Annotated in this window: 9 protein-coding genes and 1 pseudogene; 4 read left to right on the top strand and 6 right to left on the bottom strand. The window is 69.2% G+C overall.

Annotated elements, in window-relative coordinates; all coding sequences use genetic code 11:
• Window positions 1-104 precede the first annotated feature (104 nt).
• Complete coding sequence (locus JR064_RS03345) at window positions 105-2306, top strand: M3 family metallopeptidase (RefSeq protein WP_206228817.1); 2202 nt, start codon at window positions 105-107, stop codon at window positions 2304-2306.
• A gap of 115 nt (window positions 2307-2421) precedes the next feature.
• On the opposite strand, the gene JR064_RS03340 is transcribed toward JR064_RS03345, so the two are convergent.
• The 4 genes and pseudogenes from JR064_RS03340 to JR064_RS03325 all read right to left on the bottom strand — a co-directional run bounded on the left by JR064_RS03340 (window position 2422) and on the right by JR064_RS03325 (window position 5336).
• Window positions 2422-2919: a MarR family winged helix-turn-helix transcriptional regulator gene (locus JR064_RS03340; protein WP_179565254.1), complete on the bottom strand. Its 498-nt coding sequence runs from the start codon at window positions 2917-2919 to the stop codon at window positions 2422-2424.
• 79 nt (window positions 2920-2998) lie between these two features.
• Window positions 2999-4103: pseudogene (gene cfa, locus JR064_RS03335) on the bottom strand (cyclopropane fatty acyl phospholipid synthase).
• A gap of 23 nt (window positions 4104-4126) precedes the next feature.
• Complete coding sequence (locus JR064_RS03330; protein ID WP_206228816.1) at window positions 4127-4987, bottom strand: DUF3298 and DUF4163 domain-containing protein; 861 nt, start codon at window positions 4985-4987, stop codon at window positions 4127-4129.
• A 61-nt stretch (window positions 4988-5048) separates the two neighbouring features.
• Window positions 5049-5336 (bottom strand): GNAT family N-acetyltransferase, encoded by a 288-nt coding sequence (locus JR064_RS03325; protein ID WP_206228815.1) that lies wholly within the window; start codon window positions 5334-5336, stop codon window positions 5049-5051.
• A gap of 300 nt (window positions 5337-5636) precedes the next feature.
• Here JR064_RS03325 and JR064_RS03320 point away from each other — a divergent pair, with 300 nt between their 5' ends.
• On the top strand, window positions 5637-5837 hold the full coding sequence (locus JR064_RS03320) for a hypothetical protein (RefSeq protein ID WP_179565262.1): 201 nt from the start codon (window positions 5637-5639) through the stop codon (window positions 5835-5837).
• Window positions 5838-6012: 175 nt separating this feature from the next.
• Here the strand turns inward: JR064_RS03320 and JR064_RS03315 are convergent, their stop codons facing one another.
• Window positions 6013-6648, bottom strand: coding sequence for a rhomboid family intramembrane serine protease (locus JR064_RS03315; protein WP_206228814.1), 636 nt, complete (start codon window positions 6646-6648; stop codon window positions 6013-6015).
• 9 nt (window positions 6649-6657) lie between these two features.
• Window positions 6658-8214, bottom strand: a complete 1557-nt coding sequence (locus JR064_RS03310) for a POT-type proton-dependent oligopeptide transporter (protein WP_179565266.1) — start codon at window positions 8212-8214, stop codon at window positions 6658-6660.
• Between the two features lie 179 nt (window positions 8215-8393).
• On the opposite strand from JR064_RS03310, the gene JR064_RS03305 reads away from it, so the two are divergent.
• A complete protein-coding gene (locus tag JR064_RS03305) occupies window positions 8394-10166 on the top strand; it encodes a M14 family metallopeptidase (RefSeq protein ID WP_206228813.1) in 1773 nt (590 codons plus the stop codon).
• A 78-nt stretch (window positions 10167-10244) separates the two neighbouring features.
• A complete protein-coding gene (locus JR064_RS03300) occupies window positions 10245-13226 on the top strand; it encodes a glycoside hydrolase family 3 C-terminal domain-containing protein (protein ID WP_206228812.1) in 2982 nt (993 codons plus the stop codon).
• Window positions 13227-13235 lie beyond the last annotated feature (9 nt).

Here is a 13235-nt window from a genome sequence, read left to right as displayed (position 1 = left end):
GCATGTGCTGCGCCGCGCCATAGCCCCCATGGCTTTAGTCACGGGCCGCATGCGCCGCACTGCGGTAGCCTGCATGGTCCAACCTTATCGCTGGATACCGCTTGATGACCACCCGCCTCGCCCTCGCGCTCGCCGCCACGCTCGGACTCGCCATGCCTGCCTACGCCAACGCCGCCACGCCCGCCGCTTCGCAAGCGGCCACGCAGGCCAATCCGTTCTTCGCCGAAAGCCCGTTGCCGCTGCACTACCCGCAGTTCGACCGGATCAAGGACAGCGACTTCGCCCCGGCCTTCGACGCCGGCATGGCGCAGCAGCTGAAGGAAGTGGAGGCGATCGCCAACCAGAAGGCCAAGCCGAGTTTCGACAACACCATCGTGGCGATGGAGAAGAGCGGCCAGGTGCTGGACCGCGCGACCACGGTGTTCTTCAACCTGGTCGGCGCCGACACCAACGATGCGCGCAAGCAGCTGCAGGCCGAGTACTCGGGCAAGTTCGCCGCGCACCGCGACACGATCTCGCTCAATCCCAAGCTGTTCGCGCGCATCCAGGCGCTGTACGACACCCGCAACCAGCTCGGCCTGGACGCGCAGGGCGTGCGCCTGGTCGAGAAGTACTACAGCGATTTCGTGCGCGACGGCGCCAAGCTCGGCGATGCCGACAAGACCAAGCTCAAGGCGATGAACGCCGAGTTGGCCAAGCTCGGCACCCAGTTCAGCCAGAACGTGCTGGCCGAAGTGAATGCCGCCGCGGTGGTGGTGGACGACGTCAAGCAGCTCGACGGCCTGTCCGACGAACAGATCGCCTCGGCGGCCGAAGCGGCCAAGGCACGCAAGCTCGACGGCAAGTACGTGATCGCGCTGCTCAACACCACCGGCCAGCCGCCGCTGACCCAGCTCAAGGACCGCGCGCTGCGGCAGAAGATCTACGAAGCCTCGGTGTCGCGCGGCAGCCACGGCGGCAAGTACGACAACACCGCGCTGGTGTCGCGGATCATGAGCCTGCGCGCCGAGCGCGCCAAGCTGCTGGGCTACCCGAACCACGCCGCCTACTCGCTGGAAGACCAGACCGCCAAGACCCCCGAAGCGGTCAACGCGATGCTCGGCAAGCTGGCCCCGGCCGCGGTCGCCAACGCCAAGCGCGAGGCCGCCGACCTGCAGGCGATGATCGACAAGGAACAGAAGGCGGCCGGCAAGCCGAGCTTCACCCTCGCCGCCTGGGACTGGGCCTACTACACCGAGAAGGTGCGCCAGGCCAAGTACGACTTCGACGAGTCCCAGCTCAAGCCCTACTTCGAACTGAAGAACGTGCTGGAAAACGGCGTGTTCTACGCCGCCAACCAGGAATACGGGCTGACCTTCAAGCAGCGCACCGACCTGCCGACCTACCGCGACGACCTGCTGGTCTACGACGTGTTCGACGCCGACGGCCAGCAGCTGGCGATCTTCATCGCCGACATGTACGCGCGCGAATCCAAGCGCGGCGGCGCGTGGATGAATTCCTACGTGTCGCAGTCGGCGCTGACCGGCTACAAGCCGGTGGTCGCCAACCACCTCAACATTCCCAAGCCGCCGGCCGGCCAGCCCACGCTGCTGACCTGGGACGAGGTCACCACCGCGTTCCACGAGTTCGGCCATGCGCTGCACGGCATGTTCTCCAACGTGAAGTACCCGTACTTCTCCGGCACCAGCGTGCCGCGCGATTTCGTCGAGTTCCCGTCGCAGGTCAACGAGATGTGGGCGGACGATCCGGCCATCCTCAAGCACTACGCCAAGCACTACCAGAGCGGCGCGCCGATGCCGCAGGCCTTGCTGGACAAGGTGGTGGCCGCGGCCAAGTTCAACCAGGGCTTCGCCACCACCGAATACCTGGGCGCGGCGATGCTCGACCAGCGCTGGCACCAGCTCGCTGCCGGCCAGGTGCCGCCGGCAGCGGGGGTAATGGACTTCGAGGCCAAGGCGCTGGCCGCCGACGGCATCGCCTACGCGCCGGTGCCGCCGCGCTACCGCACGCCCTATTTCAGCCACATCATGGGCGGCTACGCGGCCGGCTACTACGCCTATATCTGGTCCGAGGTGCTCGACGCCAACACCCAGCAGTGGTTCAAGCAGCATGGCGGGCTCAGCCGCGCCAACGGCGACCGCTTCCGCCAGACCCTGCTCTCGCGCGGCGGCAGCGTCGATGCGATGCAGCTGTTCCAGGACTTCGCCGGGCACGCGCCGAAGATCGAACCGTTGCTGGAAAAGCGCGGCCTGACCCCGGGCGGCGGCGACGGCGCCATGCCGCAGACGCCGGCCGGCAAGGACTGAAAAGACTGAACCCCCGCGCCATGCGCACCCCGACGCCGCCCGCATTCGCGGGCGGCGTCGTCGTTTGCGGCGCTTGCCGCAGCCACGTGTGTCCGCACGCGCGGACGCGGCGCGGTCAGCCGGCGCTGTCGATGCCGGCCAGCATCTTCTTGAGCAGCGTCTCCAGCTGCACCTGCTCGGCCTCGTCCAGGCCGGCGGTCTCCTCGTCCAGGAACGTGCACACCGCCGGCAACATGCGTTCGATCAGCGCGATCCCGGCCGGCTGCAGGGTCAAGGTGATCTTGCGCCGGTCCTCGGGGCTGGCCGAGCGCAGCAGCAGGCCCTTGCCGCACAGGTTGTCGGTGAGGCGGGTGATGTTGGCGGGCTTCTCGCTCGCCGCCTCGGCCACTTCGGTCGGGGTGATGCATTGCCCGGGCGTGCCGTACAGCATCATCAGGATCTCGTATTCCGGCGGACTGATGCCGTGCGCCTTGAGCAGCCCGCAGGCATTGGCGTGGATGCGCTTGTACAGATGCTTGACGAGCCTGACCAGCACGGCCGGTTCGCGTGGGAAGGCAGGGTAGCGCTCGCAGGTGAAGGCTACGCGCCGCTCGGTCTGATCAAAACTTCCCATGGGAGGGTGGAATCGCACGTCGGGGATCGGGGCCGCCAATGCTACCGACTGTTGTGCGACAGCAACCACCCGCCTTCGCTCAACGCGGTGCGCGGTATCCTCCCCGTACACCTTCGGGCGACAGCAGCAGCTGCCACAACTGCGCGCGGCGGCAGCGAAAGGTGGCCATCGACCCGGCCAGATAGAAGCGCCACATGCGCCGGAAACGCAGGTCGTAGCGCTGCGCATCCAGATCCGGCCAGGCCGCCTCGACGTTGTCGCGCCAGGCCTGCAGCGTGCGCTCGTAGTCGGCGCCGAAGTTGTGCCAGTCCTCGCACACGAAGCGGCCTTCCAGCGCCGCGGCGATCTGCGCGGCCGAGGGCAACATCGAATTGGGAAAGATGTAACGCGCGATCCACGGATCGGTCCGGTGCCGCGACACGTTGCTGCCGATGCTGTGCAGCAGGAACAGCCCGTGCGGATGCAGGCACTGCCGTACCCGTGCGAAGTAGCTGCGGTAGTTCTTGTCGCCGACGTGCTCGAACATGCCGATCGAGAAGATCGCGTCGAAACGCTCGTCCAGCGCGCGGTAGTCCTGCAGGCGGATCTCGATCGGCAGGCCGCGGCACAGCTGCCGCGCGTAATCGGCCTGTTCCCGCGACACGGTGACGCCGACGCCGGCCACGCCGTAGCGCTCGGCGGCGAACTTCAGCGCCTCGCCCCAGCCGCAGCCGATGTCCAGCACACGCATGCCCGCGCGCAACCGCAGCTTGCGGCAGACCAGGTCCAGCTTGGCTTCCTGCGCCGCATCCAGAGCGTCGGCGGCGGCCCAGTAGCCGCAGCTGTAGACCAGGCGGCGGCCGAGCATCGCCCGGTACAGGTCGTTGCCCAGGTCGTAGTGGCGGCGCCCGACCTCGTAGCTGCGGCGTCCGCGCTGCAGGTTGAACAGGCGTGCGCGCACCGCGTAGGCCAGGTCGGCGATGCCGTGCACGCGCTGCTCGAGCCGGGCATCGAGCAGCCGCGCCAGGGTCTGGTCCAGCGCCGGCGCCTCCCACCAGCCGTCCATGTAGCTTTCGCCCAGGCCCAGCGACCCTTGCGCCAGCACCCGCGCGTAGAAACGCGGGTCGTGCACCGCGATGTCGTGGGCGCGCGCCGCCGACGCGCACGTCGGCACTGGCGAGCAGGTCGACGACACGGCGCTGCAGCGGCCCGGCCACGCCCGCACCCGCTATGCCGCGAACAGCTCCGCGTATTCCGGCGCCACCAACCCGCGCAGCACGCTGGCCGGGACATCCACCGTCTGCGTGCCATCGGAATACGGTCCCACCTGGTAAGGCGGGAACACGAAGCGCAACGCCACGATCTTGCCGGCGGCGTCGACCAGGGGCTGGAACTGACTGAAGTTCTCCGCTTGCGGCTCGGTTCCTTCGGCGATCATCTTGTCGGCGCTGCGGACCTGTTCGTCGTGGTCCTCCGGCGGCAACTGCTCGGCATCCACCCGCGCCTGCACCGCCTGGCGCAGCTGCGTGGCGACATAGCCGGCCACCTGCGCCCAGCCCTTGGGATCGGGAATCAGCGTCTCGGCGGTCAGCATGCGCTGCTGCTGCGGCAGCCATACGAAGCGCGCCACCAGCGGCTCGCCATGGGCGCCGCCGGTATAGCGGCTGCCGTCGGCGGCCACCGCCACCAGCTCGGGCCGTTCCAGCAGCATCTCGAACTGCAGCGACAGCTCGTAGGGCGCGCTGGGACGGTCGTTGCCGAGGCCGCCGACCGCTTCCATCAGTTCGCCGCGCGCGGCCTGCGCGTAGCGGCCGACCGCCTCGGCCAGGCCCGGATAGCGGTTGAGCGCCGGCGGGAAGGTGATGCCGACCACGTAGCTGGGGCTGTGCTCGATCACGTCCTTCAGTTCCATCGGGGCCGGCGCTGCGGGCGCCGCCGCGGCGGCGGGCGCCGGAGCCGGCGCCGGCTCGGCGACCGGCGCCGCCGCCTCGCGCTTGCACCCTGCCACGGCCAACGTCGCCGCCAACGCCAGCGCCGTCCACCGCCATGGAATGTTCTGCCCCGTCTGTACCCTGTGCCTCACGTCCATTCCCCTGTGTCTTGCGTCTGTGTGATGACGAATTATCGCGCCGTCGTCGCGTCGTGCGCACTCAGCCGAGCAAGTCGGCGTATTCGGGATGGCGCTGCACGAACACCGCCGCGTACGAACAGGCCGGGACCACCTTCCATCCCTGCGCCCGCGCATGGTCCAGCGCCGCGCTCACCAGCCGTGCCGCCAAGCCGCGGCCGCCGATCGCGGTCGGCACGCCGGTATGGGTGATGATCAGGCGGCCGTCCTGCAGCAGATAGTCCAACTCGGCCTCATGGCCGTCCAGCTGCAGCGCGAAGCGCTGTCGCTGCGGATCGTGTGCGATCGGTGGGGAGGACGCTGCGCTCATGGCCTGGCTCATGCGACGGAATGCACAGTCTGGTCGCGCGCGCGCCGCGACGATGTGAAGCCGCACGCCGCGCCGCGTCACCCGCAGCCGACGCGCTGCGTCACTTCCGGCCGGGGCCGGGCCGGCGGCCGACCACGACGCGGCTCAGGGACGCGCGCCGACCCCTGCAGCCGGCTCGGGAATCGGCGACGCGCCCTAAAGTCCTGCCGCGCGCGGCCGCTACCAACCGCGTACCACCGTGGAAATCTGGCATGGGACTTGCGAAATCCATCACGGTGTAATCGAACAGGGGCGATGCGCATGAGCGACAACGAACAGATCCATGGCGACCACGATGCGTCGTTGCTGGAAGGGCTGTACCAACTGGTGGTCAGCGGCCACACCCAGGGCTGGGAATTCGACCAGCTCAACAGCGAGGTCTACGACCGGCTGAAGCAAACCTACGAACACGCCGCAATCGGCAGCGCCAACGTGCAATTGCGCGGCCAGCAGGCCGCCTGAGCCGAGCGTCACGCGCGGACCGCGACGCGGGCCGCAGACCGCCGGAGAGGTTTCGAGCCACCGGCCGCAGCGCGCACCCCGCGCTGGCGGCCGGTTTCCGTTTCGGCGGTCCCCTCGCCTCGCGCCCACCTGCAGCGACGGCATCGCCGCCGGCGTTCGCGAATCCGCGCGGCCGCTAGCCGCGGCCGAAGCGCGGCTGCGCCAGCTGGTCGAGGAAGTGCTGCAGCACCGACGGTTCCATGATCAGCAGGAACATCACCCCGAACGCGGCGCCGGCCAGGTGCGCGCTGTGGTTGATGTTGTCGCCGCCGCGGCGGTCCATCCAGATGCTGTAGCCCACGTAGAACAGCGCGTACAGGATCGCCGGGATCGGAATCGGGATGAAGAAGAAGTAGATCCCGGTCCACGGCGCCAGCAGGATGTAGGCGAACAGCACCGCCGAGACCGCGCCGGACGCGCCCAGGCTGAAGTAGTTCGGGTTCTTCTGGTTCTTCAGGTAACTGGGCAGGATCGCCACCACCAGCGCCGCCAGGTAGAACAGCGGATAGGTCAGCAGGCTGCCGGTCAACCGCTCCATCAACCGTTCGATCGGGCCGCCGAAGAAATACAGCGTGATCATGTTGAACAGCAGATGCGGGAAATCGGCATGGATGAAGCCGTGCGTCACCAGCCGGTCGTACTGCTTGTGCCGGTCGATCGCCGGCGGCCACAGGATCAGCCGGTCGAGCAGCTTGCGGTTGTTGAACGCCGCCCACGACACCAGCACGGTGAGGACGATCAGGATCAGGTTGACGGGGGTGACGGACGGCATGCGGGGGCCTCAGGCGGTACGGTAATGATCGACCATGCGGTAACGGCGCGCATACAGCCCGAACAACAGCGCGGCGACGCAGGCGAAGGCGGCGAAGAAGAACATCAGGAACGCGGTTTCGCTGAGCCCGGTACTGCCGATGTGCGCGGTGACGGTGTCGTTGCGCACCGCCGCGTTGGACAGCAGCACCCACAGGTTGCCGACCGTGGTGGTCAGGTTCCAGAAGCTCATCACCACGCCCTTCATCGATTGCGGCGCCTGGCTGTAGGCGAACTCCAGGCCGGTCGCCGAGACCAGCACCTCGCCGAAGGTCAGTAGCGCGTACGGCAGGATCTGCCAGGCGATGGACAGCGCGTCGCCGCCGTCCATCGCCACCTGCAGCGTGCCGACCACGATCCAGGCCAGGCCGCTGAAGGCGATGCCCGCGGTCATCCGCCGCAGCGCGGTCGGCTCGTAGCCGCCACGGCGCAGCAGCGGATACAGCACCAGGTTGTTGAACGGGATCAGCAGCATCACCAGCGCCGGATTCAGCGCCTGCATCTGCGAGGCGCTGAACCAGTCGGGCATCTGCATCTGCTGGCCCTGCAGCACCCAGGTCGAAGCCTTCTGGTCGAACAGCGAGAAGAACGGCGTCGCCAGCGCGAACACCACCAGCACCCGCAGCACCGCGCGCACGCCGTCCACCGCCGCGTCCGGATGCACCGCGCGGGCGCGCTCCAGCTGCCACCAGGTGCCGCCGCCGATGCCCGCCAGCAGCAGCACCAGCGCCAGGCACAGGCAGATCACGATGCCCAGCGTCGGCAGCAGCGCGAAGCTGGCCAGCGCCAGCACCACCGCGATGGCGGCGAGCGCCAGGCCGGGACGCCCCTGCCCCGGCGCGCGCGACAGCAGCGCGCTGCGCACCACCTGGGCGAAGCCGTGCGGATCCTGCGGCGGCAGCGGCACGCGCACGTAGCGGCGGCGCCCGGCCCAGAACACCAGCGTGGCCACGAACATCAGGATGCCGGGAATGCCGAACGCCCACGCCGGGCCCAGGTTCTTCAGCGCCAGCGGGATCAGCAGCGAGGCGAACAGCGAACCGAAGTTGATGATCCAGTAGAAGGCGTCGAACACCACCTTGGCCAGGTGCTTGTTGGACTGGTCGAACTGGTCGCCCATGAACGAGGCCACCAGCGGCTTGATTCCGCCGGCGCCCAGCGCGATCAGCCCCAGGCCGACGAAGAACCCTTCGCGGCTGCCCTCGAACAGCGCCAGGCAGGCGTGGCCCGCGCAATAGATCAGGCTGAACCACAGGATCGTGGTGTACTTGCCGAAGAAGCGGTCGGCCAGCCAGCCGCCGAGCAGCGGGAAGAAATACACGCCGACCATGAAGCTGTGCATGATGTGCTTGGCCTCGGCCTCGCGGCCGGGCGCGGTCATTTCCTGCAGCAGCAGCGAGGTGATCAGGAACTGCACCAGGATGTTGCGCATGCCGTAGAAGCTGAAACGCTCGCAGGCCTCGTTGCCGATGATGTAGGGGATCTGCCGCGGCATCCGCGCGCCGGCGTGCGCGTTGGCCGCACTCATCCGCACTTCCTCGTCGATCGTTCGCTCGTCACAGGCACTGGTCCAGGCAAAATTTTCAGAAGGTTACCCGATCGTTCCGGGCGAATCGAACCGTGCGCAGCGGCCGCGGCGGCACGCAGGTGCTTTCGCAATCGGCGCGCTGCACGCATCATGGGGGCCTCTCCCGCGACGGTGCCGCAATGATCCGACCCTGGCTGGTCCCCCTCCTGCTGTCGATGCTGCTGTGCAGCATGCCATTACTGGCCAGCGATGCGGGCCTGTCCACCGAGGCCGAGCGCAGCGGTTTTCTGCGTACCGGGCGCTACGCGGAGACCATCGCGCTGTGTGACGCGTTCGCGCAGCGCTATCCGCAGGCGGTGCGGTGCTTCGACTTCGGCACCACGCCCGAGGGCCGGCCGATGAAGGCGCTGGCGGTCTCCACGTCCGGCGCGCTGGATGCCGCAACGGCGCAAGCGCGCAAGCTGCCGGTGGTGCTGATCCAGGGCGGCATCCACGCCGGCGAGATCGACGGCAAGGACGCCGGCTTCCTGGCGCTGCGCCAGCTGCTCGACGGTGAGGCCGCGCGCGGCGCGCTGGACAAGCAGGTGTGGCTGTTCGTGCCGGTGTTCAACGTCGATGGCCACGAGCGCTTCGGCGCCTGGAACCGGCCCAACCAGCGCGGGCCGGAGCAGATGGGCTGGCGCACCACCGCGCAGAACCTCAACCTCAACCGCGACTACGTCAAGGCCGACGCGCCGGAGATGCAGGCGATGCTGCGCCTGGTCGAACAATGGGACCCGCTGCTGTACGTGGACCTGCACGTCACCGACGGTGCGCAGTTCGAGCACGACGTGTCGGTGCAGGTGGAACCGCTGCATGCCGGCGACGCCGCGCTGCGCGGCGACGGCCTGCGCCTGCGCGACGGCGTGCTCGCCGACCTGAAGCGGCAGGGCTCGCTGCCGCTGCCCTACTACCCCTCGTTCGTGGTCAACGACGATCCGGCCTCCGGCTTCGAGGACGGCGTGGCCACGCCGCGCTTCTCGCACGGCTATTTCCAGCTGCGCAACCGCTTCGGCATGCTGGTGGAAACGCATTCGTGGAAGCCCTATCCGCAACGCGTGCGCATCACCCGCAACACCATCGTCTCGGTGCTGCAGCAGGTGGCGCGCAACGGCGGCCGCTGGCGCGCCGACGCGCTCGCCGCCGACGCGCGCGCGCAGCAGCTCGGCGGCAAGACGCTGGCGCTGGACCACCGCACCACCGAGCAGTCGCGCCTGGTGGATTTCCGCGGCTACGCCTATACCCGCACGCTGTCGCCGGTGTCCGGGGCGCTGATGACCCGCTACGACGAGCGCACCCCGCAGATCTGGCGGGTACCGCTGCGCGATCACATCGTGCCCAGCGTGGAAGTCGTGGCGCCGCGCGCCGGCTATCTGGTGCCGGCCGCGCAGGCGGCGCTGGTCGCCGCCAAGTTGCGCCAGCACGGCATCGCCTTCCGCACCCTGGACCGCGCCGCCACGCTGCCGGTGCAGACGTTCCGCGCCGACGATGCCAGCTTCGCCGCGCGTTCCTCCGAAGGCCACCAGCGGCTCAGCGTGCAGGGCGCCTGGACCCCCGAAACGCGCGCCATCGGCGCCGGCGCCCTGTTCGTGCCGATCGCCCAGCCCAAGGCGCGGTTGCTGATGGCGTTGCTGGAACCGCAGGCGCCGGACTCGCTGCTGCAGTGGGGCGAGTTCAACAGCGCCTTCGAGCGCACCGAATACATGGAAGACTATGTGGCCGAGGACGTGGCGCGGCAGATGCTGGCCAGCGACCCGGCACTGAAGGCCGAATTCGAGAGCAAGCTCGAGCACGATGCCGACTTCGCCAAGGATCCGCATGCGCGGCTGGAGTTCTTCCACCGCCGCCATTCCTCCTGGGATGCGCAGTACCGGTTGTATCCGGTGATGCGCAGCGACGAAGCGCCGTCCTAGCGCTTCACGGCTCTCCCCTCCCCCAACTCCCCCCGATGCGCAATCCCTTCAGCTGCTAGAGAGGCCTCACGCCCCGCTATGAAAACGTTTTCAGGACTCCTTTGCCTGGCGCTCGCGCTGGCCTGGCCGGCCTTCGCCGCGCCTGCGCCCGCGACCGCCAAGGACACCCCGACGCTCAGCGTGGTCACGCTGAACCTGTACCACGACAAGCTCGACTGGCCGAATCGGCGCACCCAGATCGTGCAGACCCTGCGCGAACTGCATCCGGACGCGATCGCGCTGGAAGAAGTGCTGCAGCACGACACCCTCCCGAACCAGGCGCAATGGCTGGCCGAGCAGCTCGGCTACGCCTATTACTTCACCAGCGTCGATCCGCCCGGCGCCGCGCAGCGCTACGGCAACGCGCTGCTGACCCGGCGCCCGATCCTGGCGCGCGAACAGATCCGCCTGAACCCGCTCGACGACAGCCGCACCGCCGGGCGCCTGCGCCTGGACGTGGACGGCCGCGCGGTCAATCTCTACGTCACCCACCTGCACTGGACCGAGGCCGGCGGCGCGTTGCGCGAGCGCCAGCTGCAGGACCTGCTGGCCTGGGTCGACAAGACCGCCGACGGCGCGCCGTCGCTGCTCGCCGGCGACTTCAACGCCAGCGCCGACGCGCCGGAACTGGCCGCGCTGCGCAGCGGCTTCGGCGACAGCTACGGCAGCCTGCACGGCGCCAAGGACCGTCGTGCCGACAGCACCTTGAACCCGAAGTTCAACCCGCCCAGGCGCATCGACCACGTGTTCTTCCAGCGCGAGCGGTTCGAACCGGTGAGCAGCCGCATCCTGTTCCAGAAGCCCGACGCCAACGGCGTCTGGGCCTCGGACCACTTCGGCCTGGTCAGCACGTTCCGCCTGGCGCCCAGCGCCACCGCCGATGCGCAGCGCCCGTGGACCGATCGCGCGCTGGCGCCGGACCGCCGCGCCGCGTTGCTGGTGCAGGCGATGACCCAGGACGAGAAGTTCCAGATGCTGCACAGCTACTTCGGCCTGGGCAAGGACGGCGGCCCGCTGCCGCCCGGCGCGCTCGGCTCGGCCGGCTTCGTGCCGGCGATCGAACGCCTGGGCATCGCCGCGCAGCAGCTGGCCGACGCCGGCGTCGGCGTGACCAATCCGGGCAACGTGCGCCCCGGCGACCACGCCACCGCGCTGCCGTCCGGCCCGGCCACCGCCGCCACCTGGAACCGCGACCTGGCCTTCGCCGGCGGCGCCACCATGGGCCGCGAGGCCTGGCAGCAGGGCTTCAACGTGCTGCTGGCCGGCAGCGTCAACCTGCAGCGCGATCCGCGCAACGGCCGCAACTTCGAGTACGCCGGCGAAGATCCGCTGCTGGCCGGGGTGATGGTCGGCGAGTCGATCCGCGGCGTGCAGAGCCAGCGCGTGGTGTCGACGATGAAGCACTTCGCGATGAACGACCTGGAGACCGGGCGCAACACCCACAGCGCCGACATCGGCGAGCAGGCCATGCACGAATCGGACCTGCTGGCGTTCGAGCTGGCGCTGAAGATCGGCGAACCCGGCTCGGTGATGTGTTCCTACAACCGCATCAACGGCATCTACGGCTGCGAACACGACTACCTGCTCAACAAGGTGCTCAAGCAGGAATGGAAGTTCCCCGGCTACGTGATGTCCGACTGGGGCGGCGTGCACAGCGGTTCCAAGGCGGCGCTGGCCGGGCTGGATCAGCAATCGGCCGGCGAAGTGTTCGACAAGGCGGTGTACTTCGACCAGCCGCTGCGCCTGGCGGTGGCCGGCGGCACGGTGCCGCAGGCGCGCCTGGACGACATGGTGCGGCGCATCCTGCGCGCCTTCATCGCCACCGGCAGCTTCGACCATCCGCCGCAGCGCCAGCCGATCGACGACGTCGCCGGCGGCGCGGCGGTGCAGAAAGTGGTCGAGGAAGGCACGGTACTGCTGCGCAACGAGCGCGACACGCTGCCGTTGCCGCGCACGCTGCGCCGCATCGCGGTGATCGGCGGGCATGCCGACAAGGGCGTGATCGGCGGCGGCGGCTCGTCGATGGTCGGCTTCACCGTCAACGGCGCCAACGCGGTGCCGGGGCTGGCCCCGACCACCTGGCCGGGCCCGGTGATGTTCCATCCGTCCTCACCGCTGCAGGCATTGCGCAAGGCAATGCCTGACGCGCAGATCGACTATGCCAGCGGCGACGATGTGGCGGCGGCGGCCAAGCTCGCGCGCGGTGCCGAAGCGGTGATCGTGTTCGCCACGCAGTGGTCGGCCGAATCGGTGGACCTGCCCGACATCACACTGCCCGGCAAGCAGGACGCGCTGATCGCGGCGATGGCCAAGGCCAACCCGCGCACGGTGGTGGTGCTGGAGACCAACGGCCCGGTGGCGATGCCGTGGCTGCAACAGGTGCCGGCGGTGCTGGAAGCCTGGTACCCGGGCATCCGCGGCGGCGAAGCGCTGGCGCGCCTGCTGCTGGGCGAGGCCAATCCGTCCGGGCGCCTGCCGGTGACCTGGCTGCGCGACGTGGCGCAGCTGCCGCGGCCGTCGATCCCGGGGCTGGGCTTCAAGCCGGCGCAACCGGCCGGCAGCAATGTCGACTACGACATCGAAGGCGCCAACGTCGGCTACCGCTGGTTCGCCGCACGCGGCCTGGATCCGCTGTACGCGTTCGGCCACGGCCTGTCCTACACCCGCTTCGACTACGCCAACCTGAGCGTGCAGGTGGACGGCAGCACGGTGATCGCCAGCTTCGACGTGCGCAACAGCGGCGAACGCGAAGGCGCCGACGTGCCGCAGCTGTACCTGCGCCTGCCGCAGGGCCACCACACGCCGATCCGCCTGGTCGGCTGGGACAAGCTCACGCTCAAGCCCGGCGAAACCCGCCGCGTCAGCATCGTCGCCGAACCCAAGACCCTGGCCGACTACGACCCGGCGCAGCGCCAGTGGCGCATCGCCGCCGGCGACTACGAACTGGTGCTGGGCCGCTCGGCGACGCAGGCCGCGGCCAGCGTGCCGCTGCGTCTACAAGAAAGCGTGCTGCCGCGCTAGAAACCGCAG

The organism is Xanthomonas bonasiae, from assembly GCF_017163705.1.
Lineage (GTDB): Bacteria > Pseudomonadota > Gammaproteobacteria > Xanthomonadales > Xanthomonadaceae > Xanthomonas_A > Xanthomonas_A bonasiae.
Note: the sequence above shows the minus strand (reverse complement) of the source record. Positions and strands in the feature narration are given on the sequence as shown.

Excerpts from the sequence above, each read along its gene's own strand:
- JR064_RS03345 (WP_206228817.1), top strand. The coding sequence starts at position 105 with ATGACCACCCGCCTCGCCCTCGCGCTCGCCGCCACGCTCGGACTCGCC.
- JR064_RS03340 (WP_179565254.1), bottom strand. The coding sequence starts at position 2,919 with ATGGGAAGTTTTGATCAGACCGAGCGGCGCGTAGCCTTCACCTGCGAG.
- JR064_RS03330 (WP_206228816.1), bottom strand. The coding sequence starts at position 4,987 with ATGGACGTGAGGCACAGGGTACAGACGGGGCAGAACATTCCATGGCGG.
- JR064_RS03325 (WP_206228815.1), bottom strand. The coding sequence starts at position 5,336 with ATGAGCGCAGCGTCCTCCCCACCGATCGCACACGATCCGCAGCGACAG.
- JR064_RS03320 (WP_179565262.1), top strand. The coding sequence starts at position 5,637 with ATGAGCGACAACGAACAGATCCATGGCGACCACGATGCGTCGTTGCTG.
- JR064_RS03315 (WP_206228814.1), bottom strand. The coding sequence starts at position 6,648 with ATGCCGTCCGTCACCCCCGTCAACCTGATCCTGATCGTCCTCACCGTG.
- JR064_RS03310 (WP_179565266.1), bottom strand. The coding sequence starts at position 8,214 with ATGAGTGCGGCCAACGCGCACGCCGGCGCGCGGATGCCGCGGCAGATC.
- JR064_RS03305 (WP_206228813.1), top strand. The coding sequence starts at position 8,394 with ATGATCCGACCCTGGCTGGTCCCCCTCCTGCTGTCGATGCTGCTGTGC.
- JR064_RS03300 (WP_206228812.1), top strand. The coding sequence starts at position 10,245 with ATGAAAACGTTTTCAGGACTCCTTTGCCTGGCGCTCGCGCTGGCCTGG.